Annotated in this window: 23 protein-coding genes; 14 read left to right on the top strand and 9 right to left on the bottom strand. The window is 66.5% G+C overall.

Annotation, left to right across the window (positions count from 1 at the left end):
- Window positions 1–14 precede the first annotated feature (14 nt).
- From lpxD to lpxB, 5 genes are read left to right on the top strand one after another with little or no spacing between them, the layout of a single operon-like run.
- Complete coding sequence (gene lpxD, locus D8676_RS20480; RefSeq protein ID WP_121582944.1) at window positions 15–1,073, top strand: UDP-3-O-(3-hydroxymyristoyl)glucosamine N-acyltransferase; 1,059 nt, start codon at window positions 15–17, stop codon at window positions 1,071–1,073.
- Window positions 1,066–1,527: a 3-hydroxyacyl-ACP dehydratase FabZ gene (gene fabZ, locus D8676_RS20485; protein WP_121582945.1), complete on the top strand. Its 462-nt coding sequence runs from the start codon at window positions 1,066–1,068 to the stop codon at window positions 1,525–1,527. Before lpxD ends, fabZ begins: the two co-directional genes overlap by 8 nt.
- Before the next feature lie 12 nt (window positions 1,528–1,539).
- On the top strand, window positions 1,540–2,367 hold the full coding sequence (gene lpxA / locus D8676_RS20490) for an acyl-ACP--UDP-N-acetylglucosamine O-acyltransferase (protein ID WP_121582946.1): 828 nt from the start codon (window positions 1,540–1,542) through the stop codon (window positions 2,365–2,367).
- Complete coding sequence (gene lpxI / locus D8676_RS20495) at window positions 2,354–3,241, top strand: UDP-2,3-diacylglucosamine diphosphatase LpxI (protein WP_121582947.1); 888 nt, start codon at window positions 2,354–2,356, stop codon at window positions 3,239–3,241. Before lpxA ends, lpxI begins: the two co-directional genes overlap by 14 nt.
- Window positions 3,238–4,410 carry a lipid-A-disaccharide synthase gene (gene lpxB / locus D8676_RS20500; RefSeq protein WP_210210739.1) on the top strand — a complete coding sequence of 391 codons (1,173 nt, stop codon included), beginning with the start codon at window positions 3,238–3,240 and terminating at the stop codon, window positions 4,408–4,410. The genes lpxI and lpxB overlap by 4 nt, the downstream gene beginning before the upstream one ends.
- A gap of 47 nt (window positions 4,411–4,457) precedes the next feature.
- Here lpxB and gltA read toward each other — a convergent pair whose 3' ends face one another.
- Window positions 4,458–5,741, bottom strand: a complete 1,284-nt coding sequence (gltA, locus tag D8676_RS20505; protein ID WP_245426966.1) for a citrate synthase — start codon at window positions 5,739–5,741, stop codon at window positions 4,458–4,460.
- Between the two features lie 168 nt (window positions 5,742–5,909).
- Window positions 5,910–7,331: a glutamate--tRNA ligase gene (gene gltX / locus D8676_RS20510; protein WP_121582949.1), complete on the bottom strand. Its 1,422-nt coding sequence runs from the start codon at window positions 7,329–7,331 to the stop codon at window positions 5,910–5,912.
- Window positions 7,332–7,468: 137 nt separating this feature from the next.
- On the opposite strand from gltX, the gene D8676_RS20515 reads away from it, so the two are divergent.
- Window positions 7,469–10,174, top strand: coding sequence for a ComEC/Rec2 family competence protein (locus D8676_RS20515; RefSeq protein WP_245426969.1), 2,706 nt, complete (start codon window positions 7,469–7,471; stop codon window positions 10,172–10,174).
- Here the strand turns inward: D8676_RS20515 and lexA are convergent.
- The 6 genes from lexA to D8676_RS20545 form a co-directional block, all read right to left on the bottom strand.
- Window positions 10,168–10,887 carry a transcriptional repressor LexA gene (gene lexA / locus D8676_RS20520; RefSeq protein ID WP_121582950.1) on the bottom strand — a complete coding sequence of 240 codons (720 nt, stop codon included), beginning with the start codon at window positions 10,885–10,887 and terminating at the stop codon, window positions 10,168–10,170. The genes D8676_RS20515 and lexA overlap by 7 nt on opposite strands.
- A gap of 107 nt (window positions 10,888–10,994) precedes the next feature.
- Window positions 10,995–12,194 (bottom strand): gephyrin-like molybdotransferase Glp, encoded by a 1,200-nt coding sequence (glp, locus tag D8676_RS20525; RefSeq protein ID WP_121583037.1) that lies wholly within the window; start codon window positions 12,192–12,194, stop codon window positions 10,995–10,997.
- 5 nt (window positions 12,195–12,199) lie between these two features.
- The gene (gene moaC / locus D8676_RS20530; protein ID WP_121582951.1) at window positions 12,200–12,691 is read right to left on the bottom strand and encodes a cyclic pyranopterin monophosphate synthase MoaC; all 492 of its coding nucleotides are present in this window, start codon (window positions 12,689–12,691) and stop codon (window positions 12,200–12,202) included.
- A gap of 5 nt (window positions 12,692–12,696) precedes the next feature.
- Window positions 12,697–13,509, bottom strand: a complete 813-nt coding sequence (gene trpC, locus D8676_RS20535) for an indole-3-glycerol phosphate synthase TrpC (protein WP_121582952.1) — start codon at window positions 13,507–13,509, stop codon at window positions 12,697–12,699.
- Between the two features lie 3 nt (window positions 13,510–13,512).
- Window positions 13,513–14,523: an anthranilate phosphoribosyltransferase gene (gene trpD / locus D8676_RS20540; protein WP_121582953.1), complete on the bottom strand. Its 1,011-nt coding sequence runs from the start codon at window positions 14,521–14,523 to the stop codon at window positions 13,513–13,515.
- Window positions 14,524–14,542: 19 nt separating this feature from the next.
- Window positions 14,543–16,432, bottom strand: a complete 1,890-nt coding sequence (locus D8676_RS20545) for a peptidylprolyl isomerase (RefSeq protein WP_121582954.1) — start codon at window positions 16,430–16,432, stop codon at window positions 14,543–14,545.
- Window positions 16,433–16,595: 163 nt separating this feature from the next.
- On the opposite strand from D8676_RS20545, the gene tpiA reads away from it, so the two are divergent.
- Together tpiA and arsC are read left to right on the top strand one after the other, a co-directional pair.
- Window positions 16,596–17,360: a triose-phosphate isomerase gene (gene tpiA / locus D8676_RS20550; RefSeq protein ID WP_121582955.1), complete on the top strand. Its 765-nt coding sequence runs from the start codon at window positions 16,596–16,598 to the stop codon at window positions 17,358–17,360.
- Between the two features lie 48 nt (window positions 17,361–17,408).
- Window positions 17,409–17,819 carry an arsenate reductase (glutaredoxin) gene (arsC, locus tag D8676_RS20555; protein ID WP_121582956.1) on the top strand — a complete coding sequence of 137 codons (411 nt, stop codon included), beginning with the start codon at window positions 17,409–17,411 and terminating at the stop codon, window positions 17,817–17,819.
- A gap of 9 nt (window positions 17,820–17,828) precedes the next feature.
- On the opposite strand, the gene D8676_RS20560 is transcribed toward arsC, so the two are convergent.
- Entirely contained in the window at window positions 17,829–18,716 is an 888-nt protein-coding gene (locus D8676_RS20560; RefSeq protein ID WP_121582957.1) for a DMT family transporter, read from the bottom strand.
- 242 nt (window positions 18,717–18,958) lie between these two features.
- On the opposite strand from D8676_RS20560, the gene secG reads away from it, so the two are divergent.
- The 6 genes from secG to D8676_RS20590 all read left to right on the top strand — a co-directional run bounded on the left by secG (window position 18,959) and on the right by D8676_RS20590 (window position 25,482).
- The gene (gene secG, locus D8676_RS20565) at window positions 18,959–19,477 is read left to right on the top strand and encodes a preprotein translocase subunit SecG (protein ID WP_121582958.1); all 519 of its coding nucleotides are present in this window, start codon (window positions 18,959–18,961) and stop codon (window positions 19,475–19,477) included.
- 261 nt (window positions 19,478–19,738) lie between these two features.
- Window positions 19,739–21,103 carry a L,D-transpeptidase gene (locus tag D8676_RS20570; RefSeq protein WP_245426972.1) on the top strand — a complete coding sequence of 455 codons (1,365 nt, stop codon included), beginning with the start codon at window positions 19,739–19,741 and terminating at the stop codon, window positions 21,101–21,103.
- Window positions 21,104–21,256: 153 nt separating this feature from the next.
- On the top strand, window positions 21,257–22,885 hold the full coding sequence (locus D8676_RS20575) for a CTP synthase (protein ID WP_121582960.1): 1,629 nt from the start codon (window positions 21,257–21,259) through the stop codon (window positions 22,883–22,885).
- A gap of 49 nt (window positions 22,886–22,934) precedes the next feature.
- Complete coding sequence (locus D8676_RS20580; protein ID WP_121582961.1) at window positions 22,935–23,504, top strand: dTDP-4-dehydrorhamnose 3,5-epimerase family protein; 570 nt, start codon at window positions 22,935–22,937, stop codon at window positions 23,502–23,504.
- Complete coding sequence (locus tag D8676_RS20585; RefSeq protein WP_121582962.1) at window positions 23,498–24,616, top strand: glycosyltransferase family 2 protein; 1,119 nt, start codon at window positions 23,498–23,500, stop codon at window positions 24,614–24,616. The genes D8676_RS20580 and D8676_RS20585 overlap by 7 nt, the downstream gene beginning before the upstream one ends.
- Window positions 24,616–25,482: a VOC family protein gene (locus tag D8676_RS20590; protein ID WP_348629028.1), complete on the top strand. Its 867-nt coding sequence runs from the start codon at window positions 24,616–24,618 to the stop codon at window positions 25,480–25,482. Before D8676_RS20585 ends, D8676_RS20590 begins: the two co-directional genes overlap by 1 nt.
- Window positions 25,483–25,510: the final 28 nt, after the last annotated feature.

Consider the following 25,510-nt stretch of genomic DNA (forward strand, 5'->3'; position numbering starts at 1 on the left):
GGAAAAAGCTCCGAATGACCGAACCGGTGTTCTTCGTGCCGACGCGCCGGTATACGGCGGCCGAGGTCGCGAACCTGGCCGGAGCCGAACTCGTCGACCCCGCGCATTCCGACATCGAGATCTCAGGCATCGCGTCCGCCTCCGAAGGCGGCGAGGGCATGCTCGTCTATGTCGAGGGCCGCAACAATGCGCGGCTCGCCGAAAGTGTCGAGGCCGCGGCGATCTTCTGCACCGCCGACGTTGCACCAAAAGTGAGGCCTGGCGTCGCCGTTCTGGTGACCAGGAAGCCGCAATCCGCCTTCGCAATGATCGGTCGGTTGATGTTCCCCGCCGCCGCCTCGCCGGGACCTCTGACCGGCGAAACCGGGATTTCGGCGGGCGCGCATGTCGACCCGTCGGCGCGAATCGAGCCCGGCGTCATCGTGGAAGCCGGCGCGGTGATCGGCCCCGGCGTCGCGATCGGCTCCGGCACGATCGTCGCGCCGAACGCCGTTATCGGAAAGTCCTGCCAGATCGGCCGCGACTGTTATGTCGGCCCCGGCGCCAGCCTCCAGGCGACGCTCGCCGGCAACCGCGTCATCATCCATGCAGGCGCCAGGATCGGCCAGGACGGTTTTGGCTTCACCGCCGGCGCATCAGGGCCGGAGCGCATCCCGCAGATCGGCCGCGTCGTCATCCAGGACAATGTCGAGATCGGCGCCAACGCGACCGTCGACCGTGGCGCGCTGGCCGACACCGTGATCGGCGAAAACACCAAGATCGACAATCTGGTGCAGATCGCACACAACGTGCGCATCGGGCGCAACTGCCTGATCGCCGGGCTCGTCGGCATTTCCGGTTCCGTCACGGTCGAGGACAATGTGGTGATGGGCGGCGGCGTCGGTATCGCCGATCACCTGACGATCGGCACGGGCGCGCAGCTTGCGGCCGGCAGCGGATTCATGGACAACGTGCCGGCAGGCGAGATCTGGGCGGGCTATCCGGCCGAGCCGATGGCGCGCATGATGCGCGCCGTTGTGGCCTTGAGAAGGCTCGCTTCCGGACGGTTGAAGCAGGGGAAAGGCAATGGCTGAGGATACTCTCGAATCGATCGACATCCTCGAGCTCATGAAGCTCCTGCCGCACCGCTATCCGTTCCTTATGCTCGACCGGATCGTCGATGTGGATGGGGACAATTCGGCCACCGGCATCAAGAACGTCACCTACAACGAGCCGCAGTTCCAAGGGCATTTCCCCGGCCAGCCGGTGATGCCGGGCGTCCTCATCGTCGAGGCGATGGCGCAGGTCGCCGGCGCGATCTCGCTCAGGGCGGCGGGCAGCGACAAGCCGTCTCTCGTCTATTTCCTCACCATAGACGACGCCAAGTTCCGAAAGCCCGTGGTTCCCGGCGACCGGCTCGAGATCAAGGTGCGGAAGATCAAGAAGCGCGGCAATATCGTGCGTTTCGCCTGCGAGGCCTTCGTCGACGGGGCGATGGTCGCGGAGGCCGAGATACAGGCCATGCTTGCGCCGGCTGGCGCGGCGTAAAGGGCAGGGTTCATGCCGGACACCAAGATCCATCCCATGGCTGTGGTCGAGCCGGGCGCCGAATTGGGCGCCGGCGTCGTGATTGGCCCCTTCTGCCACATCGAGGCGGGTGCTGCGGTCGGCGACCGCGTCGAACTCTCCAGCCATGTCGTCGTGCATCGCGGCGTGACGGTGGGCGAGGACTGCAAGGTCTCGTCGATGGCGATCCTTGGCGGCCCGCCGCAGAACACCAAGCACAAGGGCGGCCCGACGACGCTCGTCATCGGCAGGAATTGCACGATCCGCGAGGGTGTCACCATGCACCGCGGCACCGACACCAGCCGCGGCGAGACGACGGTCGGCGACAACGGCAATTTCCTCGCCTATTCGCATATCGCGCATGACTGCGTCGTCGGCGACAACGTCACCATGGCCAACGTCGCGACGCTCGGCGGCCATGTCGAGGTCGGCAACAACGTCACGCTGGGCGGCCTCGTGGCCGTCCACCAGATGACACGCATCGGTCATCATGCCTTCGCCGGCGGAGCCGCCATCATCGACGGCGACGTCATTCCCTACGGCATGGTGATGGGCAACCGCGCACGTCTGCGCGGCCTCAACGTCATCGGCATGAGGCGTTCCGGCGTCGCGCGCGCCGACATCTTCGCACTGCGCAAGGCCTACCGGATGATCTTCGACCCGTCGCGATCGGTCGCCGAGAACATCCCCGAGGTCGAGCGCCAGTTCGGCGACTCCGCCATCGTGCGCGACGTGCTGGACTTCATCCAGGCGCGCGGCAAGCGCCATTTCACCGTGCCGCCGCTGCGCGACGGCGCAGACAGCGACGATGACGGCGACTGAGCGTACCGGCCGCCTCCAGCTCCAGCCTGGCGACAGGGTTGCCATCGTCGCCGGCAGCGGCAGGCTGCCGCTCGACGTTGCCGAGGAGCTTGCTGCTCGCGGACGCAAACCCTTCGTGGTGATGATGAAGGGCGAGGTGGATGCCGCCGGCCTCTCGGCCTTCGATCACGAGGAACTGGCGATCGAGAACATCGCCGGTCTTGGGGCTATTCTGAAGCGGCAGGGCATCACCCATGCGGTCCTTGCCGGCGGCATCGGCAGGCGGCCGAAGCTCACCGCGCTCAAGCCGTCGCTGGCCTTGATGCGCTTCCTGCCGCGGGTGCTGGCCGGGCTGATCAAGGGCGACGACGGCGCGTTGCGCGCGCTCGGCGGCGGCCTGGAATCGATCGGCATCAAGTTGGTCGGAGCGCATGAGATCGCACCCGACCTGCTGGCGACCGAAGGCCAGATGGCAGGCGCGCCGCCGCAGAGGTCGGACTGGCGCGACATCGAGGCCGCCGAAGCGGCGGCGCGAGCCATCGGCGCGCTGGACATCGGCCAGGCGGCTGTGGCGATCGGCGGCCGCGCCATCGCGCTCGAAGGCATCGAGGGCACCGATGCGCTGCTCGAACGGGTGAGGGACCTCCGCCCGCACGGGCGGCTTGCCGGCAAGACGCGCGGCGTGCTGGTCAAATGCGCCAAGCCGGGGCAGGAACTGCGCATGGACCTGCCGACCATCGGCCCCAGAACCGTCGTCGAGGCCCATGCGGCCGGGCTTGCCGGCATCGCCGTCGAGGCGGAGCGCTCGCTCGTGCTCGACCTCGCCGGTGTGATCGCCGAAGCGGACCGGCTCGGCCTCTTCGTGGTCGGCCTGCCCAAAGGAAAGCGGCCATGAGCGCGGCGCGGCCGCTGAAGATCGGCATCGTCGCGGGCGAGGAATCCGGCGACCTGCTCGGCGCCGACGCCATCGCCGCGCTGAAGGCCGCGACCGGCCGCGACATAACGCTGGTGGGCGTCGGCGGACGTCATCTGCAGGCGCTCGGCCTGACGCCGCTATTCGATGCCGGCGACATCGCGCTGATGGGATTTTCGGCCGTGCTCCGCGACCTGCCGCGGCTGGCGAAGCGCATCGGCGATACCGCGCGCGCCATCGTCGCCGCAAAGCCCGATTGCCTGATCACCATCGACAACCCGGATTTCACCCTGCGCGTCGCCAGGAAGGTGCGGGCGGCCAATCCCGATATCCCGATCATCCACTACATCTGCCCGAGCGTGTGGGCGTGGCGGCCGGGCAGGGCAGCCGCGATGAAGCCCTATGTCGACCACATACTCTGCATCCTGCCCTTCGAGCCCGCGGAGCTCGAACGCCTCGGCGGGCCGCCGGGCACGTTCGTCGGGCACAGGCTGACCGGCGACGCCGGCATGCGTGCAGCCACCGCCACGCAGGCCGCGCCGCGCGACTTTCCTGCCGGCCGCGAAAAGACCCTGCTGCTGCTGCCCGGCTCGCGCAGGAGCGAGGTCAGTCGCCTGATCCAGCCGTTCGGCGAGACGGTCTCGATCCTGAGGGCGCGGGGCCACAGGCTGCGGCTCGTCCTGCCGACGGTGCCGCATGTGGCGAAGCTCGTGGAATCGTCGGTCGCGAACTGGGGGCAGAAACCCGAGATCGTCAGCGACTCCGCCGGCAAATGGCAGGCGTTCGGCGAAGCGGATGCGGCGCTTGCCGCGTCCGGAACGGTCTCGCTGGAGCTTGCGCTTGCCGGGGTGCCGCTCGTTTCCTGCTACAAGCTCGACCCGATCGCCCGGGTTGCGCAGCGGCTGATTACGACCTGGAGCGCGTCGCTTCCCAACCTGATCGCCGACCGGACCGTCGTCAACGAGTTCTACAATCAGTATGTGCGCCCGGCATGGCTGGCCCGGCATCTCGAAGGCCTGTTCGAGGACACGGCGCTGCGGCGCTGGCAGAAGGACGGATTTGCGGAAGTCTCGCGCCGCCTGGCGACGGAAAGGCCGGCCGGGGAGATGGCGGCAGGAATTATTTTGAAGCGAATAGCGAATAGCGAATAGCGAATAGTTCAATCGTCCTATTCGCTACTCGCTATTCCCTATTCTTCTTACCGCTTCGCGATCGGCACGTAGTCGCGTTCCGTAGCGCCGGTGTAGAGCTGGCGTGGGCGGCCGATCTTCTGCTGCGGATCCTCGATCATCTCCTTCCACTGCGCGACCCAGCCGACGGTGCGCGCCACCGCGAACAGCACGGTGAACATGGAGGTGGGGAAGCCGAGCGCCTTCAGCGTGATGCCGGAATAGAAGTCGACGTTCGGGTAGAGCTTCTTCTCGATGAAATATTCGTCGGTGAGCGCGATCTTCTCGAGTTCCATCGCGACGTCGAGCATCGGATCGTCCTTGATGCCGAGCTCGCCGAGAACCTCATGCGCGGTCTTCTGCATGATCTTGGCGCGCGGATCGTAGTTCTTGTAGACGCGGTGGCCGAAGCCCATCAGGCGGAACGGATCGTTCTTGTCCTTGGCGCGGGCGATGAATTCCGGAATGTGCTCGACCGTGCCGATATCGCTCAGCATGTTGAGCGCGGCCTCGTTGGCGCCGCCATGCGCGGGACCCCAGAGCGAGGCAATGCCGGCTGCGATGCAGGCGAACGGGTTGGCGCCAGACGAGCCGGCAAGCCTGACCGTCGAGGTCGATGCGTTCTGCTCGTGGTCGGCGTGGAGGATGAAGATGCGCTCCATCGCACGCGCCAGCACCGGGTTGATCTTGTATTCCTCGCACGGCACCGCGAAGCACATATGCAGGAAGTTGGCGGCGTAGCCGAGATCGTTCTTCGGGTAAACGAAGGGCTGGCCGACGTGGTACTTGTAGGCCATGGCGGCGATCGTCGGCATCTTGGCGATCAGGCGCATCGACGCGATCATGCGCTGGTGCGGGTCGGAGATGTCGGTCGAGTCGTGGTAGAAGGCCGACAGCGCGCCGACCACGCCGCACATCACCGCCATCGGATGGGCGTCGCGGCGGAAGCCGGAGAAGAACTTCGACATCTGCTCGTGCACCATCGTGTGGCGCGTGATGCGGTAGTCGAAATCGTCCTTCTGCGCCTTCGTCGGGAGCTCGCCATAGAGCAGCAGGTAGCAGACCTCGAGGAAGTCGCCGTGCTCGGCGAGCTGGTCGATCGGATAGCCGCGGTGCAGCAGGATGCCGTTGTCGCCGTCGATGAAGGTGATGCCCGATTCGCAGCTGGCGGTGGAGGTGAAGCCGGGGTCGTAGGTGAAGGCGCCGGTGGTGGCGTAGAGCGAGGAAATGTCAATGACGTCAGGGCCGATGGTGCCGCTTCGGACCTTGTACTCATGGGTTTTGTCGGCAAATTCCAGTTTCGCAGTGGTCATCGCAACCTCCTTCAGCCTACCCATTTGTTGTTATTGGAATGCTTGTCCGATGCAGGCCAGCCGATCTTGCCTCGGACAGCGCAGACAGAGTCCCAACCCCTTGTCGTTGGCGACAATGTTGCACCGCAACAGCCGGGATTCAATGCTAAAAATGTCAGTGTCGTTGTCCTAATCGATTTGATCCGCGATGCGGGCCAGGCTCTCGTCGCGGCCCAGTACCGCGAGCACGTCGAACACGCCGGGCGACGTCGTTCTCCCGGTAAGCGCCGCACGCAACGGCTGCGCGACAGCACCGAGCTTCAGCCCCTTTGCCTCGGCAAAGCTTCTAATTCCGGCCTCCGCCGAAGCGGCGTTCCACTCGCCCTCGACCGCCTTCAGCACGTCGAGCGCGTCCCTCAGCACGTCCTGATTTCCCATCAGCAGCGCCTTCGCCTTCTCTTCGACCGGCAGCGGCCGCTCGGCGAACAGGAACGCCGCTCCGTCGGCGAGCTCCACCAGCGTCTTGGCGCGCTCCTTCAGGCCGGGCATGGCGGCGAGGAGCTGTGCCTTGGTCTTCTCGTCCAGGCGGTCGGCGATCGCCTTGCCGTTCTCCAGATAGGGCAGGGTGCGGATGAAGTCGTCGAGCAGCTCGGCGTCGTCCATCTTGCGCATGTGAATACCATTCAGCGCCTCGAGCTTGGCGAAGTCGAAGCGCGCCGCGCCCCTGTTGACGTCCTCGATCTCGAACCAGCGGATCATGTCGTCGAGGCTCATCACCTCGTCGTCGCCATGGCTCCAGCCGAGGCGCGCCAGATAGTTGCGCAGCGCCGCCGGGAGGTAGCCCATGGCGCGATAGGCATCGACGCCGAGCGCGCCGTGGCGCTTCGACAGCTTCGCTCCGTCAGCGCCGTGGATCAGCGGGATATGCGCCATGACGGGGATGTCCCAACCCATGGCGTCATAGATGACCTGCTGGCGCGCGGCGTTGGTCAGGTGGTCGTCGCCGCGGATGATGTGGGTAACGCCCATGTCGTGGTCGTCGACGACCACCGCGTGCATGTAGGTCGGCACGCCGTCCGAGCGCAGGATGATGAAATCGTCGAGATCCTTGTTAGGAAACTTGACGTCGCCCTGCACGCGGTCGCGCACGATGGTCTCGCCGTCCCTCGGCGCCTTGATACGGATGACGGGCTTTACGCCGACCGGCGCCTCTGACGGATCGCGGTCGCGCCAGCTTCCGTCATAGCGCGGCGGGCGGCCCTCGGCGCGCGCCTTCTCGCGCATGGCGTCGAGCTCCGCCGGGGTCTCGTAGGCGTAATAGGCCTTGCCCATGCGCACCAGTTCCTCGGCCACCTCGCGGTGACGTCCGGCGCGCTCGAACTGCGAGATCGGCTCGCCCTCCCAATGCAGGCCTAGCCAGGACAGGCCGTCGAGTATCGCTTCGGTCGCCGCATCGGTTGAACGCTCGCGGTCGGTGTCCTCGATGCGGAGCAGCATCGTGCCCTTGGTGTGGCGGGCGTAGAGCCAGTTGAAGAGCGCGGTGCGCGCCCCGCCTATGTGCAGGTAGCCCGTGGGCGAAGGGGCAAAGCGTGTGACGACGGTTTCGGACATTCTGATCTCGGGTGGCGGCGCGGAAAGACGACCGCAATGGGGACCCGGGCCTGAAACCGGGGCCGATGGATAAAAGTCGGCGTTCATGTAGCATAGGTCGCCCGTCGTGCAAGTGTCGGGCTCTGCGGGGGGCGGAGATGGCGAAGGAACGATCGCCTGAAAGCGCCGGCGAACGCGCGATGTTCGTGCGCGACGCCGCGCCCTTCGCATTGCCGGCTGCAAGCCTACCCGCTGCACCGCCCCTGGAAGCGCGAGCGGATGCGCCGCCTGTTCCGGCGCAGGACGCCAGCGGGCCGGACGATCTGCCGGCTCCCTGGCGGCTTCGCGATGCCGGGGGGCTATTGGCGCGGTCGCTCGCGCGTGCTCGACAGGCGCCGCCGATCCGTTCGCATATCGCGAACGACCGCATTCCGTCGCGAGCCGTTGCGGCCAAAGCCTTCAACGTCGCCATGGCGACCGAACTGGACCGCGGAATTGCCTTTCTCTTGGCGCCGGTGTTCCTGGCCGCAGGCGCGCTCGTCTATTTCGCGCTTCGTCAGGAACCGGGTTTTGTCCCGCTTGTGGCAGGCGTGGCGGGACTGGCCCTGTGTGCCTTCGCCGCCGGCGCACGGCCGCTGCTGAGCATGGCAATCGCAGCCGGATTGCTCTGCGTCCTCGGGGCTCTGCTCGCCAAGGCCGAAACCTGGCGCGCGGCAACGAAAATGCTCGGCGGCGAGGTGACGACGCAATTGTCCGGCCGGGTCGCCGAGGTCGAACGGCTTGCGGACGGCCGGGTGCGGCTCACCATCGATGTCACCGGCACAGAACGCCCGGTGCTGCGCTACACGCCCGATCGTGTGCGCGTTTCGGCGCGCCGCGTTCCGGAAGGCGTCGAGGCAGGTGCGGTCGTCACGGGTCTCGTCCGGCTCATGCCGCCGTCAGGCCCCGTCCGGCCGGACAGCTACGACTTTTCCTTCGAAAGCTATTTCGACGGCATTGGCGCCAGCGGGTTTTTCCTGCGCGGGCCGGAACTCGCAGCTTCGCCGGGGCCGCCGCCATTGGCCGCGCGGTTCGATGCAGCGGTGGAACGCGCCCGCCAGGCGATCGCCGACCGCATCCGCAGCCGGATCGGCGGGCCGGAAGGCGAGATCGCGGCAGCGCTGGTGGTGGGCGTGCGGGCCGGTATCCCGGAGGATATCAACGAGGCGCTGCGGCGCTCCGGCATCTACCACGTCATTTCCATCTCGGGCCTGCACATGGCGCTGGTCGCGGGCACCATCATGGTCCTGCTGCGCTCGGGCTTCGCGCTGTTCCCGGATTTCTCCTCGCGCCATCCGGTCAAGAAATATGCGGCGGCGCTCGCCATCGCCGGGCTTGCCGGCTACCTCTTCATCTCTGGCGCGGAGGTCGCCGCGCAACGCAGCTTCATCATGCTCGCCGTGATGCTGGCTGCCGTGCTCTTCGACCGTGCGGCGCTGACGCTTCGCAACCTCGCCATCTCGGCGATCATCGTCATCGCGGTCTCGCCGCACGAGGTGGTCGGGCCGAGCTTCCAGATGTCGTTTGCCGCGACGGCCGCTCTCGTCGGCGCCTACGCCGCCTGGTCGGACTGGCGCGCCGATCGGCCCGGCTCACCGCCGGTGGACCGCTCGCTGGCGGGCAGGGGGTTGCGCTATCTGCTCCTGGCGGCAGCAGGCCTCGCCATGACATCCATCGTCGCCGGCGGCGCGACGACCATCTACGCGGCCTGGCATTTCCAGCAGATGCCGTCGCTCGGCCTCTTCACCAATCTCACTGCCATGCCTGTTGTCTCGGCGGTCGTCATGCCGTTTGCCGTGTTCGGCGCGCTGGCCATGCCGTTCGGCCTCGACGGGCCGTTCTTCCATGTCATGGGGCTTGGCCTTTCCGCCACCATCGCAGTCGCAAAATGGTTCTCCGAGCGCTCGCCGGCCGACATTGTCGGTCTCATTCCGCCGGCCGCTGTCGCGGTGCTGACCGTCGCGCTGCTCATAGCCACGATCTGCTCGACCTGGCTGCGCATCGCCGCGGTCCCCGTTGCGCTTGCCGGCCTCATGCTCCTGGTCGACCGCCCGCGGCCCGATCTGTTCGTCTCAGAAGACGGCCGCCTCGTCGGGCTCGCCCTGGGCGACGGGCGCATCGCCGTCAACCGGGCGCGGCCGAACGAATTCACCATCGACAACTGGAAACGCGCCATTCGCGCGGACGAGATGGTGCGGCCGGAAGGAAAGCAGCAGCGAACAACTGCCGAGCCGGTCGAGGCTGGTGCCGAAGCCGGCAGGCAGGTGGGGGACGGTGCGAGCGCTGTGGGATTGAACCCGACGCAGGGCGGTGCGTCCTGGGATAACCAGCCGCAGCAACGTGCCCACAAGCCATCTTCGGCCGGCTTCGTCTGCGCCGAAGGGCTCTGCCTGGCGCGCCGTTCCTCGGGCGCTGTCGTGGCCCATGCGCTCGACGCACAGGCAGCGCTCGACGCCTGCGCGGTTGCGAGCGTCATCGTCATCGACGATGCGACCGCCAGGAATGTCTGCCGCTGGAAGGACGTGCTCGTCGTCACCAAACGCGATCTGGCGCTCAATGGAAGTGCTGCGATCGAACTGCCGAGCAATGATCGGGAAGGCGCGTCAGCCGCAATGGCAACGGCCGAATACGCGATCAGCCGTCCTTTCCGCCCGTGGCACGAACAGCGACGTTTCTCACGCGAGGCGCGTGGCTTGCCAGCCTATCGGCGCAAGCCGAAAACCGAACCACCGCGGGACGCTCCGGACGCGCAGCCGGCATCGGAGGCTGCCGGCTCAAGCAGCCGGCAGAATGCATCCGCCGATGATCGGGAAACCGCTCAGTAGCGCCTTATGAGCCCGACCAGCTTACCCTGGACCTTGACCCGGTCGGGTCCGAAGATGCGTGTCTCGTAGGCGGGGTTCGCGGCTTCGAGCGCGATGGATGCGCCCTTGCGGCGGAAGCGCTTCAACGTCGCTTCCTCCTCGTCGACCAGGGCCACGACGATCTCGCCGGGATTGGCCGATGACGCGTTTTTGATGATGACCGTATCGCCGTCGAAAATCCCGGCCTCGATCATCGAATCGCCCTTCACCTCGAGCGCATAGTGCTCGCCGCCCGACAGCATCTCCGGCGGCACGGCGATCGAATGGGTCTTGTGCTGGATGGCGTCGATCGGCACACCCGCCGCGATGCGGCCCATGACCGGAATGGAAACCGACGCGCCCGCGTCGTCGTCATTGCTCGCTGCCCGGGATCGTGGCGCTTCCACCTGGGGGCGCCCATGCCCGCCCTGGATGACGCTCGGCGAGAATTTTCGCGCTGCGTTCAGGCCGGGAGCGATCGAATCCGGCAGCCGCAGAACCTCCAGCGCGCGCGCCCGGTTGGGCAGGCGGCGAATGAAGCCGCGCTCCTCGAGCGCGGTGATCAGCCGATGGATGCCGGACTTCGACGCAAGGTCCAGCGCCTCCTTCATTTCGTCGAAGGAAGGCGGGATGCCGGACTCCTTCAGCCTCTCATGGATGAAGAGGAGAAGTTCGTGTTGCTTGCGGGTCAGCATCCTGGATCTCCCCGGAATCACATGCCAAACAAAACCAGAACAAACACTATCTGTTCCAGTTGTGTTCCGCAACTGTTTAAATTTTAATGAATTCGTTGATGATTTGTTCAGCGTAACAGAACGACGCGGCACGGATCGCCCGCCTTGGCGGTCGGCGCGTGAGGTTCGCGTATGATGAGTCCATCCGCGTCCGCAAACAGTTTCAGCATGGACGAATCCTGGACGCCGAAGGGGGTGGCCACAAGGCCGCCGGCGGTGCGCGAGACGGTGCTGCGCACATAATCCCGGCGCACGTCATTTTCGGTCATCGGCGCGCCGAGCACGGCATCGACGACATGGCTGTCGTGCGGCCGTCCACCAAGTCGCGCAAGCAGCGGCTTGATGAAGAGGTGCGAGCAGACAAGGCTCGCCACCGGATTGCCGGGCAGGCCGATGCAGCGCGTCGCGCCCAGCCGTCCCGACATCAGCGGCTTGCCCGGCCGCATGGCGATCTTCCAGAAATCCAGTTCCATGCCGAGCGAGGCCAGCGTCTGGCGCACGACGTCGTGGTCGCCGACCGATGCGCCGCCAAGCGTGACGATCACATCGGCATCGGCGGCGAGCGCCTTCTCCACCAGCGCCGAGATTGCTTCCACCCTGTCGGGCGCGATGCCGAGATCGAGCACGCGCGCGCCGGCCTCCCTGGCGATCGCCGCGACGCCGTATGCGTTCGAGGCGATGATCTGGTCGGGGCCGGGCGTGCTGCCGGGCGGCAGCAGCTCGTCGCCGGTGGCGATGATCGCGACCAGAGGCTTGCCGATCACGGGCAGGGCAGGGTGGTTGGCCGCGGCCGCCAGCGAAAGGGCGGCGGCATCGAGCACGCGGCCTTTTTCCAGCAGCGGCTGGCCCTCGGCGAAGTCGAGCCCGACGGCGCGTATGTGCCGGCCTGCCGCGACCGTCTCGAGCACCTCGATCGTGTCGCCGGCAAGCTCCTTCACGTTCTCCTGGATGGCGATCGTATCGGCGCCGTCAGGCACCGGCGCGCCTGTGAAGATGCGCACCGCCTCGCCGCGGCCGACCGCGCCCGGAAACAGCCTTCCCGCCGCGGCAATGCCGGTGACGGTCAGTCGCGCCGGAACCTCGGCCACGTCGTCGGCCCGCACCGCATAGCCGTCCATGGCCGAAGCCGGGAAGGGCGGCTGCGTGCGCAGCGCTACCAGCGGTTCGGCCAGCACGCGGCCGGCGGCCTCGGCCAGCGGCACGGTTTCGGTTCCGACCGGCTCCGCGCCGGCGAGCAGGCGCGCAATCGCCTCGTCGACCGGCAGCAGGCCGCTCACCCGGCGGCTCCGGGCTTGGCCTTGTAGTCGCCGGACTTGCCGCCGGTCTTCTCGACCAGCCTGATCCCGGAAATGACCATGCCCCGGTCGACCGCCTTCGCCATGTCGTAGATGGTGAGGCAGGCGACGGAGGCGGCCGTCAGCGCCTCCATCTCGACGCCGGTCTTTCCCGTCACGCGGGCGAGTGCGGTGACGCGCAGGCCGGGCAGGGTTTCGTCGGGCTCGATGTCGACGGCGACTTTGGTCAGCAGCAGCGGGTGGCAGAGCGGGATGAGATCATGCGTCTTCTTGGCCGCCATGATGCCGGCGATGCGCGCCGCGCCCAGCACGTCGCCCTTCTTGGCGTTGCCGTCGAGAATGATGCGCAAGGTTTCCGGCTGCATGGTCACCGATCCCTCGGCGATCGCCGTGCGTTCCGTCTCGGCCTTGGTTCCGACATCGACCATGTCGGCCTTGCCGTCGGCGCCCAGATGGGTGAGACGAGCCATACGTTTCAAGCCTGCTGCGCGGCCAACGCGCCCTGGAGCAGCGTCCTGGTGGCGGCAGTCACGTCGGCCTGCCGCATCAGGCTCTCGCCGACCAGGAAGGTGCCGATGCCCGCCCGCTCCAGCCGCAGGCAGTCGTCATGCGTGAAGATGCCGCTCTCGCCGACCAGCAGCCGGTCGTCGGGCACCAGATTCGCCAGCCGCTCCGATGTTTCGAGCGTCGTCTCGAAGGTCCTGAGATTGCGATTGTTGATGCCGATCAGGCGCGAGGAGAGTTTCAGCGCGCGCTCGGTCTCTTCTTCGTCATGCACCTCGATCAGCGCGTCCATACAGAGTTCGTGCGCGGTGTTCTCCAGCGCCTTCGCCGTGTCGTCGTCGACACTCGCCATGATGATCAGGATGGCGTCGGCGCCCCAGGCGCGCGCCTCATGCACCTGATAGGCCTCGAACATGAAATCCTTGCGCAGCGCCGGCAGCTTCGTCGCCGCCCGTGCTTTGGTCAGGAATTCCGGCGCGCCCTGGAAGGAGGGGCTGTCGGTCAGCACCGACAGGCAGGCGGCGCCGCCTTTCTCATAGGCACGCGCCAGCGCCGGCGGATCGAAATCGGCGCGGATCAGTCCCTTGGAGGGGCTGGCCTTCTTGACTTCGGCGATCAGCGCGAAATCGCCTGCCTTGCGCTTTGCTTCCAGCGCCGCAAGGAAGCCACGCGGACGGTCCGCGTCACGCGCCCTGGCCTTGATCTCGGCGAGCGGCACGCGCACCTTGGCTGCGGCGATCTCCTCGCGCTTATAGGTCTCGATCTTCTTGAGAATGTCGGCCACGGCTCACCCGTTCGATATGGTGACAAGCCGGTCGAGGGTCTTTGCGGCCTTGCCGCTGTCGATCGCCTCGGCTGCCTTGGCCACGCCATCCTCGATGGAGGCTGCCCTGCCGGCCACGACCAGTCCCGCGCCGGCGTTCATCAGCACCGTGTCGCGATAGGCGCCGGGGGCGCCGTCGAGCAGCATCCTCAGCGCCGCGGCGTTGTAGGCCGAATCGCCGCCGCGCAGGTCCTCCTTGCGGTAGCGCTTCAGGCCGACCGCTTCCGGCGTCAGCGTGAAGGTGCCGACCTTCCCGTCGAGCAGCTCCGCGATGCGCGTCTCGCCTGTCGTCGTGATCTCGTCGAGGCCGTCGCCATGCGCCACCCAGGCGCGTTCGGCGCCGAGCGCCTTCAGCGTTTCGGCCACCGGCTCCACCCATTCGGGTGCGAACACGCCGACCATCTGTCGCCTGACGCCAGCCGGGTTGGAAAGCGGCCCCAGCAGGTTGAAGATGGTGCGGGTACCCAGTTCGGCGCGTGTAGGCCCGACATGGCGCATCGCGGGATGGTGCGCCGGCGCGAACATGAAGCCGACGCCGGCTTCCGCCACGCAGTGCCCGATTTCCTCCGGGGGGAGGTCGATCTTGACGCCGAGCGCGGTGAGCACGTCGGCCGCGCCGGTCTGCGAAGACAGTCCGCGGTTGCCGTGCTTGGCGACCGGAACGCCGGCGCCGGCGATGACGAAGGCCGAGGCGGTCGAGATGTTCAGGCTGTGCGAGCCGTCGCCGCCGGTGCCGACGATGTCGACAGCATCGGCCGGCGCCTCGACGCGCAGCATCTTGCCGCGCATCGTCGCCACCGCGCCGGAAATCTCGTCGACCGTCTCGCCGCGCACGCGCAGCGCCATCAGGAAGCCGCCGATCTGGCCGGGCGTCGCCTCGCCGGACATGATGATTTCGAACGCCTCGCGGGCCTCCTCGAAGGAGAGCGGCTTGCCCGCCGCGACTTTCGCGATGTGTTCCTTCAGCGTTGCCATGGCCCCCGATCCACTCGCCTCAGAACGCCAGCGCCTGCTCGATCGCCGACCGGTTGACCGTCACGCCGTATTCGCTCTGCAGCTTTGCCACGAGCTGGTCGAGCAGGTCGTCGGCCATGCCGGACGCGAAGGATGCCTGGGCATCCTCGGGAACGGAGTTGGCGTCGGCGCCTGCCGGCTCGAACACTTCTGTCACCTTGAAGACGATCTGCGCGTCGCCGGTCGGCGCGGCGACCAGCCCGCTGCTGCCCTCGGCGCCGCCGAAGATCGCCGCGACGCCGGCGCGGCCGAAATCGGCATCGTCCGCCTCGCGCTTCAGGCCGCGCTTAATGTGCTTTTCCAGGCTCAGCTCAGTCGCCAGAGTGTCGAGCGACGTGCCGTCCTTCAGGCGCTTCTCGATTTCGCCGGCCTTGGCGGTCAAGCGGTTCTCGGCCTCGGCTTCCTTCCAGTCGGCGACGACCTTGTCCTTCACCTCGTCCAGCGTGCGCTCGCGGGCGGGGACGATGTCCTCGACCTCGAAGAACACGTAGCCCGTGCTGCCGACATTCACCGCCGGGTTCTCGATGCCGGCTTCGGTCTCGAAGGCCGCGGCGAGCAGTTCCTTCGACTGCGGCAGGTCGTTGACCACGGTGCCGTCCGGCCGCTGCGCCGCGCGGTCGATCGCGTCGACGGTCATCACCTTGAGGCCGAGCTTGCCGGCGGCCTCGCGCAGCGATTCGCCGGCGGCGCGGCTGTCCTCGTAATTGTCGTGTACGTCGAGCAGGATGCGGTTCGCTTCAGCCAGCGCCAGATCCTTGCGGATCTCCGGCGTCGCTTCGGCGAGCGATTTGACCACGGCCGGCGCGATCGACGTCACCCGCACCAGCACCGGCCCGAAGGCGCCGTCGACGATCTGGCTCACCTCGTTTGCCTGCAGCGCGAAGGCGGCTTCGGCGACCGCCGGGTCCGGAACCTTGTCCTTGGCGAAGGTGCCGAGCAGCGTGTCGGCCGCCGTCTTGCCCTGCGCCGTCACGATGGAATCGAAAGTGGCGCCAGCCCTGATGGAATCAAGCGCCGTCTGCGCCGCGTCCTTGCTCGGGAAGACGAGCTGCTCGATGGTGCGCGTCTCCGGCGTCGTGAAGCGATCGATGTTCTTTTCGTAGTCTTCCTTCACCTGCTCGTCGCTGACTGCCGATTCGTCGGTGATGTTTTCGGGCACCAGCGTGACGTAGGCGATCTTGCGGTATTCAGGCGCGGCGTAGATCTGCTTGTTCTCGTCGAAATAGGTCGAGAGCACTGCGTCCGACGGCTCCTCGATCGGCTCGACCAGCGATTTCGGCAGCACGATGTATTCGGCGGTACGGTCTTCGCCGCGATAGAGCGCCACGGCGCGCAGGAAGGTGTCCGGCGCCTTCATCCCGTCCGACACCGCCTCGACGATCTGCTGGCGGATCGCGACCTGGCCGCGGTTCTGCAGATAGTCTTCCGGCCGCATGCCGATCTGGCGAAGCACATATTCGAACTGCTGGCGGCTGAAGCGCCCGTCCGGGCCCTGGAAGGCCGGATCAGACATGGTGAGCTGCGCCAGCTTGTCCTGCGAGAGCCCGAGGCCGAGTTCGCTCGCCTGCTCGTCGAGCACGGCGCCGGCGACGAGCTGCGCCAGCACCTGGTCCTCGACGCCCAGGCCCCGGGCCTGTTCGCGCGTCAGCCTTGTGCCGAACTGCTGCGACAGCACCGCGATCTGCCGGTCGTAGGCGAGGCGATACTCGATCGGCGTCACCGAGGTGCCGCCGGCCGCCACCACCGAATTGCCGCCAAAGCCGGTCGCCACCTGGCCGGAGATGCCCCAGACCGCGAAGCTCACGACGAGCAGCAGGAGAAGCAGCTTGGCCACCCAGGTCCCGGCGGCGTTTCGGAGCGCAGAAAGCATGAATAGTCCCGGTTTTGGCGCTTCGTCAGGAAGCGCATTCAGTCGCAACGAAGCGCAATAGCGTCCTTCCGCCACAGTGTCGATTGCTTTGTGACCTGATTTTGGTAGGGAAAGCGCTCGATGGCCGGCAGTCGGTCGAGGCGTTCTAGCAGGAGTTCGATCGATGACCCCAGGAATCCGCCCTCTGGTCGCCGGCAACTGGAAGATGAACGGCACCGCCGCCTCGCTCGGCGAACTGCGCGCCATCGGCCATGGCTTCATGGCTGGGCTCGACGCCGAAACCGAGGCGCTGATCTGCCCGCCCGCGACGCTGATCACCCGCGCGGTGGATGTGCTGAACTCGACGCCGGTCAAAGTCGGCGGCCAGGACTGCCATGCCAAGGAAAGCGGCGCGCATACGGGCGACATCTCGGCCGAGATGCTGAAGGACGCAGGCGCCTCGCACGTGATTGTCGGCCATTCCGAACGCCGCACCGATCATGGCGAGACCGACGCGATCGTCCGCGCCAAGGCCGAGGCCGCCTGGCGCGCCGGCATCGTGGCCATCATCTGCATCGGCGAGACCAAGGCCGAGCGCGAACTCGGCGCGACCCTCGACATACTGTCGCGCCAGATCATCGGCTCGGTGCCGTCGACCGCGACCTCTCACAATACGGTGATCGCCTATGAGCCGGTCTGGGCGATCGGCACCGGGCTGACGCCGACGGTCGGCGACGTTGCCGAGGCACACGCCCATATCCGCGCCGAGCTCAAGCAGCTGCTGAGCGCGGAATCGGCGCGGACGCGTATCCTCTATGGCGGCTCCGTGAAACCCGCCAACGCCGTCGAGCTTCTTTCCGTGGACAATGTCGACGGGGCGCTGGTCGGCGGCGCCAGCCTCAAGGCAGCCGACTTCCTGGGCATCGCCGAGGCCTATCGTTCGATCTGAGGCGGGCGGTCCGGCAGACCGTTTTCCTCCACGTCAGGACGCAAGATCATGACGATCACGATCTACCACAATCCCGCCTGCGGCACGTCGCGCAACACGCTTGCGATAATCCGGGCAAGCGGAGAGGAGCCGGTGGTCGTCGAATATCTGAAGAATCCGCCGAGCCGTGAGAAACTCGAATCGCTGATCGAGGCGATGGGCATTTCCGCGCGCGACCTGCTCAGGCAGAAGGGGACGCCCTACGAGGAACTCGCCCTCGACGATGTTTCGTGGAGCGATTCCGACCTGGTCGACTTCATGATGGCGCATCCGATCCTGATCAACAGGCCGATCGTCGAAACGCCTGGGGGTACGCGGCTTTGCCGTCCGTCCGAACTGGTGCTCGATCTGCTTGACCGCCCGGTCGCGAGCTTCACCAAGGAAGATGGCGAGGTCGTGGTCTACAAGGGCAGGGTATAGCCGGCCCTTCTAGGCCACTATGGTCAGCCGTCTCCGGCGCTCGTCGAGCATCACGATCGCCAGCCCGCTCGCCACCACCAGCGCACTGCCGGCCAGCGCCAGCATGTTCGGCAGTTCGGCGAACACGAGCAGTCCCGAGATCACGGCCCACACGGTGAAGCTGTAGTAGAAGGGCGCGACGACGCCGGTCGGGCCGACACGGTAGGCCATGAAGATGAAGAAATGGCCGAAGATCAGGAAAAGCCCGGCACCGGCCAGCAGCGCCAGGTGGCGCGGGTCCGGCGTCACCCATTCCTCCACCAGCACATGCGCGACACCTGCGCCGACAAGCACCACGATCACCGCCGAAATCGCTACGATCATGCCGGGGACGTGGCCGGCAACCCGCCGTCCGGCGACGTCGCGCGCGGCCGAGAAGACGGCGTTGGCGAGCGCCAGGACCGCATAGACCGAGATGCCCTCCATGGTCGGCTGCGCCACCAACAGCGCGCCGGCGAAACCGAGCGAGATCAGCGCCATGCGTACTCCGCCGATTCTCTCGCGGAAGAGGATGGAGGCACCGAGTAGGATCAGGAGCGGCGTGATCTGGCCGAGCGCCACCACGTCGGCTATCGGCATGTTGGCGAGCGCGACCACATAGGAAAGGATGGCGAAGAGCTCGAACAGGTTCCTGGTCAGCACCCGAGGCTCGAACATCAGAGGCATTTCCCTGCGATAACCGAGCAGGAGCAGCATCGGGATGCCCCACGCCAAGGCCACCAGGCCACGCAGGAACAGCACTTCGTAGGGCGGCAGGCCGGCGGTCGCCAGCTTCATCAGCGTGTCGTTGACGACGTAGGCGCCGGTGGCGGCAAGCATCAGGAACGGGCCGCGGGCAGCGGCAGGAATGAAATGCATGGCAGGGGCATTCGCTAGGGCGGGCGCCGGAAAGGACGGCAATGAGTAGAAGATTGCGCGGTTTTGGCAAGCGGAAAGGCTTTTTCTCCTTTCCGCGCATTGCAAGCCGCACCGCGTTCCCCATATTCCGGCACGGGCTTGGAAATGCCACGAAAGCATTGTATTGAGCCGCCTTCCTTCAGGGGCAGCGCCCGCGTGGAGCGCGCCCATGTCCGCCCGTATGACCGTCTGGTGAAGTCTTCATGGAAACCGTTATCATCGTCATTCATCTGATGGTCGTGCTTGCGCTCGTCGGCGTAGTGCTTCTGCAGCGCTCCGAGGGCGGCGGGCTCGGTATCGGCGGCGGTTCCGGCTTCATGACCGCGCGCGGTGCGGCCAATGCGCTGACCCGCGCCACCGCGATCCTCGCGGCCGCGTTCTTCATCACCTCGCTCGGCCTTTCCCTGCTTGCCCGCTATGGCGCGCAGCCGATCGACATCCTCGACCGCGTGCCGGCCGGACAGACTCAGGGACAAGGGCAGGGCGGCGTGCTCGACCAGCTCGGCGGCTCCGACGTTCCGGCAGCGCCGTCCGCCGATGGCGCCGCAACGCCTCCGGCCGACGGTGCGGCGACGCCTCCGGCCGACACCGCAGCGCCTGCAGCGCCCGACGCTGCTCCGGCCAGCCCGCCTGCGGCTCCGTCCGCCGCGCCGGCGACGGATGCGCCCGTTGCACCCGAGGCGCCTGCCCAGCCGGCCGAGCCGCAGGTTCCGAACCAGTAGCAGTCCAGGTTTCCGTAAGGTCAAGGGCCGGCTTCGTCCGGCCCTTTGTCTTTGCGCCGCCGCGATCTGTGTTCGTTTGAACACAGTGGCGGCAAATGCTGCACTCATCACGAAGATTCGACTGGCGGCTCTGTCCGGCCCAGCTTGAGAGGCGCGACATTAATGCCTTATAAAGCGGCCGGCGGCACTCTCGGCACACGTGAGGCACAGCCTCCGCCCGCTGCGGGCCGGTTTGGGTACACATTTTTCGGGATCGTCGACATGCAGTTTCGTAGCCTTCTCCTTCTGGGCTTCGGCGCAAGCCTTGCCATGAGCGTATCGGCATATGCCGCGCCGCCTGTTCCGGCAGCTCCGGCCGTGGTGGAAACCCCGGTCGTCAACGTCGCCACGAAGGCGGAAGAGCTCAAGAAAAAGAAGGCTGCCGCGCAGGCCAAGGCGGCTGCCGAAAAGGAAAAGGCGACGTCGAAATCCGCTGCCAACGCGAAGGCCGACAAGGCCAAGCAGGCTGCCGCCAAGGCGAAGGCTGACAAGGAAAAGCTGGCGCAGGCCAAGGCGGAGAAGGACAAGCTGGCCAAGGCCAAGGCCGCCAAGGAGAAGGAACTCGCAAAGGCCCAGGCCGCGCGGGAAAAGCAACTCGCCGCCGCCAAGGCCGAAAAAGAGAAGCAGGCTGCCAGGGCCAAGGCCGAGCGCGAGAAGATGTTGGCCGAGAAGGCGAAGGCCGCCGAGGAGCGCAAGATACGGCTCGCCAAGGAAGCGGAGATCCGCAAGGTCGCCCGCGAGAAGGCCGCCGAGGAGCGCCAGATGGCAAGGGCCAAGGCTGCCGAGGAGCGCCGGCTCATGCAGGAGGCCCGGGTCAAGGCCACCGAGGAAAAGCGTCTCGCCAAGATCCGCGCCGAGCAGGAACGCCAGACGCAGATCGCCGCGGCGGCCGAAGCCGCACGCCAGGCCGAGATTTCCAGGCTCGTCTCCATGGACGTCGTCCAGTCGGGCAACAACAGCGAACTGCGCAGCGAGGCGGCCGTGCAGGTGGCGCCGCAGCAAACCGGCCTCTTCGCCGGCCTGTTCGGCGGCCAACAGGTGCAGAAGCAGTCGATGCTGCCGGAGACGCGCGCGCTCGATGCGGCCATGCAGCAGCGGGCCGCGAAGAAGCCGTTCAAGGTCCGGCCGGAATTCGAGCCCGTCGTGGTCCAGTTCCCCGGCTATCCGCGCGGCACGATCGTGATCGATACCGCAGCCCATTACCTCTATCTGGTGGAAGGCACGAACAAGGCGCGCCGCTATGCGATCGCCGTCGGCAAGGACGGCCTGCAGTACAAGGGCACCGTCAGGGTCGGCGACAAGCAGGAATGGCCGCGCTGGATTCCGACAAAGGAGATGCAGGCGCGCGAGCCGGCCAAGTATGCCCGTTATGCCGACGGCATGCCCGGCGGCGGCGCCAATCCGCTCGGCGCCCGCGCCATCTACCTCTACCAGAACGGCCGCGACACGCATCTGCGCATCCACGGGACGGTCGCACCGGAGACCATCGGCACCAATTCGTCGAACGGCTGCTTCCGCATGATCAACGAGCACGTCATCGACCTCTACCGCCGCGTACCGGTCGGCGCCGAGGTCATCGTCCTCTAGGAAAACTCCTCCAGGAAAACCAAGAAGGCCGGCCACGCGCCGGCCTTTTCTGTTGCGGCTTCCCCCTGCGTTGCCTCCGGCGGCGTGGAAAAGCGAAGGCCGGCGAAGTTTTCTCTGGCGGAATCAAACTGGCGGCGCTAAGCACCGACTCCCATGGCGCGATATGTTTTCATCACCGGCGGCGTGGTTTCTTCCCTTGGCAAAGGCATAGCTGCAGCGGCTCTCGGAGCTCTGCTGCAGGCGCGCGGCTACCGCGCGCGGATAAAGAAACTCGACCCCTATCTCAACGTCGATCCGGGCACGATGAGCCCGTATCAGCACGGCGAAGTGTTCGTCACCGACGACGGGGCGGAGACCGACCTCGACCTCGGCCACTACGAGCGGTTCACCAATCGTTCGGCCAACCAGGCGGACAACATCACCACCGGCCGCATCTACAAGAACATCATCGAGCGAGAGCGGCGCGGCGACTATCTCGGCGCAACCGTGCAGGTCATCCCGCACGTCACCGACGAGATCAAGAATTTCATCCTCGACGGCAATGACGATTTCGACTTCGTGCTCTGCGAGATCGGCGGCACCGTCGGTGACATCGAGGCGATGCCCTTCCTCGAGGCGATCCGCCAGCTCGGCAACGATCTGCCGCGCAACAACGCCGTCTACGTGCATCTGACGCTGATGCCGTGGATCCCGGCGGCGGGCGAGCTCAAGACCAAGCCGACGCAGCATTCGGTCAAGGAACTGCGCTCGATCGGCATCGCGCCTGACATCCTGCTGGTGCGCGCCGACCGCGCCATCCCGAAGGAAGAGCGCCGGAAACTTTCGCTGTTCTGCAACGTGCGCGAAAGCGCCGTCATCCAGGCGCTGGACGTGGCGCACATCTACGACGTGCCGCTCGCCTACCACAAGGAAGGGCTGGATTCGGAAGTGCTCGCCGCCTTCGGCATCGAGCCGGCGCCCAAGCCGCGCATGGAGGCCTGGCAGAACGTCTCGTCGCTCATCCACAATCCGGAAGGCGAGGTGACCATCGCCGTCGTCGGCAAGTACACCGGCCTCAAGGACGCCTACAAATCGCTGATCGAGGCGCTGTCCCATGGCGGCATGGCCAACCGCGTGAAGGTCAAGCTCGACTGGATCGAGAGCGAGATATTCGAGAAGGAGGACCCGTCGCCCTTCCTCGAAAAGGTGCATGGCATCCTGGTTCCCGGCGGTTTTGGCGAGCGCGGCTCGGAAGGCAAGATTCTCGCCGCGAAATTCGCCAGGGAGCGCAAGGTGCCTTATTTCGGCATCTGCTTCGGCATGCAGATGGCCTGCATCGAGGCGGCGCGGTCGCTTGCTGGCATTGAGAACGCATCCTCCACCGAGTTCGGCAAGACCGAGCAGCCGGTGGTCGGCCTGATGACCGAATGGCTGAAGGGCAACATGCTGGAGAAACGCCGCGAGACCGGCGACCTCGGCGGCACCATGCGTCTCGGCGCCTACGAGGCGCGTCTGGCGCCCGGTTCCAAGATCGCCGACATCTATGGCGATACCGATATTTCCGAGCGCCATCGCCACCGCTACGAGGTCAATATCGACTACAAGGAGCGGCTGGAGGAGTGCGGGCTGGTCTTCGCCGGCATGTCGCCCGACGGCGTGCTGCCCGAGACGGTCGAATATGCCGACCATCCCTGGTTCATCGGCGTGCAGTATCACCCCGAGCTGAAAAGCCGCCCGCTCGACCCGCACCCGCTCTTCGCCTCCTTCATCGGCGCTGCGGTGGAGCAGAGCCGGCTGGTGTGATACTGTCCGGAGCGGTTGGGGCATCCACGACGTTGCCGAAGGGTTTGCCATGAAGGGTGCAGCCCAAACTGCCCGACCGTCGATTCTTGAGGAGACGCTCGCCGCTGCCGTCCAGGACCAGAGGACAGTCGACGAGCAGCGCCGGAGCACCGCCCCATTGCTCGACGGGATGTCGTTCTACGACAGCATCCGCCATAACGATGACCGGGGAAGCGTCACTGAGATCTACGATCCGCGCTGGGGCTGGCATCCCGATCCGCTCGTCTTTTCCTACATCTTCACGATCCGTCCCGGCATCGTGAAGGGCTGGGGCCTGCACAAGCTTCACGAGGACCGCTATTTCGTGGTCCGGGGCGAAATGGAACTCGTAACCTACGATCCACGCTCGGAATCCTCCACATACGGCAAGATCTGCAAGGTCTATCTTTCCGCGGCGCAGCCACGCCTCGTGAACGTGCCGCGCAACGTCTGGCACGCCGACCACAACATCGGCGTTGAAGACGTGATAGTCGTCAATCTTCCCACCATCCAGTACGACCACTCGAGCCCAGACAAATACCGGCTTCCTATCGATACGGACCTGATCCCGTACGATTTCGGGCCCGTGCGAGGATGGTAGCCGGCCCTCGTTTCTCCATCCTGATGCCTACGCATAGCCGTGTGGATGTCATCGGCCATGCCATTCAGTCGGTGCTCGACCAGAGTGAAACCGACTTCGAATTGCTTGTCGTGGGCGATGGCTGCGTATCCGGCACAGCGGATGTCGTGGCCGGCTTCCGCGACCCTCGCATCCGCTTCTTCGACCTGCCGAAGGCACCGCATTTCGGCTACGCCAACCGTAACACGGCGCTGCGCGAGGCGAGGGGTGAACTGATCGCCTTCGCGGCTGACGACGACCTTTGGTTTCCCGATCATCTGGAGAGGCTGGGACAGGCACTGTCCGGCGGCGCCGCGCTTGCCTACAGCCAGGCGCTATGGGTCTCCTCCGACGGTGTCCTCGCGCCGTTCCTGACCAATCTCGAATTCGACGACGAGCGGCAGGTTTTCTTCTCCTACCAGAACACGCTTTGCGCCGACTGCGTCGTCTACCGGGCGGATGCCTTGCCGCATCTCGATGCCTGGCCTGAAGAAGTGCCTGCCGGCGGCGACTGGAAGCTCTGGCAGCGGATCATGAACGAGAATGAGGACCGCCCGTTCGCTTATTGCCGCACGCCGACCGTGCTGCACTTCAGTGCGCGCAGGATGCAGTCGCGCTACGCGAACATGCCCTATTTCGCCACCATGCTTGAGATCGCAGACAATGGCGGCTGGTGGCCGGCTGCGTTGCGCGCCTCGATCCCGGCTGGCGCGACGGAGCAGTCCGTCGTCGCCGGCATGATGCGGGCCGACCCGCCCGGCTGGACGCACGCCGCTCGCCTGGCCTCTGCCGACCTGACCGCGCGGCTGGCCTGGGATTTCGTCAAGACGGTGCATCCCTCCTGCAAACAGATCGACCGCGAGTTGGCTGCCGCCAGGCACGAGATCGAAGCGCCGACTGCACGGATGGCCGAGACCGAACGAGCCGCAAGCGAAATGGCGGCCCGGCAGGCCCAAGACCTCGACGCGATGCGGCTGGAGCGTGACGCAAGCCGAAAAGAGGCCGAGGCGATACGGAAATCGACAAGCTGGCGGATCACCCATCCGCTACGCTCGGCGGTCACTGCGCTGAGGCGCGTAGGAGGAAGTCGATGATGCCAGGACGCCAAATCGACCATTGCGTGCTGCCGACCGCCGGTCTCGATGTCGCGCGCAAGCGGCTGACCGCGCTTGGCTTCACCGTCGCGCCGCGAGGGCTGCATCCGTTCGGCACGGAGAACTGCTGCGTCTATTTCGCGGACGGCACGTTCCTCGAGCCGCTCGCCGTCGCCGACCAGGTCAAGGCAGGCATCGCCTCGATGCGCGGCAACATGTTCACCGCCCGCGACGCCGCCTTTCGCTATCGCCTCGGCGATGAAGGCTTTTCCGCCCTGGTGCTCGGCACAGAGGATGCAGCCGGCGACCACCGCGACTTCAGCCGCGCCGGCATCTCCGCAGGGCGGATCCTGAATTTCTCGCGGCCCTTCGTCGATGCCGCCGGCCGCAGCGACACGGCTTCCTTCAAGCTCGCCTTTGCGGCCGACCTCAGGGCGCCCGATGCCTTCTTCTTCACCTGCCAGCGCGTCAACGCACCGGCCGTCGACCGCTCGGCGCTGCAGCGGCACGCCAATGGCGCCAGGCGCATCAAGGCGATCGTGCTCGAAGCGCCCGAGCCCGAGGATTTCGCCGCTTTCCTGCGGCATGTCGTGCGCGCAATGCCTGAGCAGACGCCGGACGGGCTGCGTTTCGGCGCGGCCAATGGCAATGTGCTCGTTCGCCGGTCGGCAAAGCCGCGCGGTTTGCCCAGACCCGGCCTGCGGCTCGCCGAAATCGTCTTCGGCGTCGAATCGCTTGCCAAAGTCCGGTCGGCCTTCGCCGCCGCCGCCATCCGCCGCGAGGCGCAGCCCGGCCGCCTGACGGTCGCGCCGGCTGCCGGGCAGGGCGCCGCCTTCGCCTTCGAGGCGCTTTCCTCCCGCGGTTGAATGGCAGTCTTAACGCTCGCGCCAAAGC

The organism is Mesorhizobium sp. YM1C-6-2, assembly GCF_003666685.1.
In the GTDB taxonomy this organism is placed as follows: domain Bacteria; phylum Pseudomonadota; class Alphaproteobacteria; order Rhizobiales; family Rhizobiaceae; genus Mesorhizobium_K.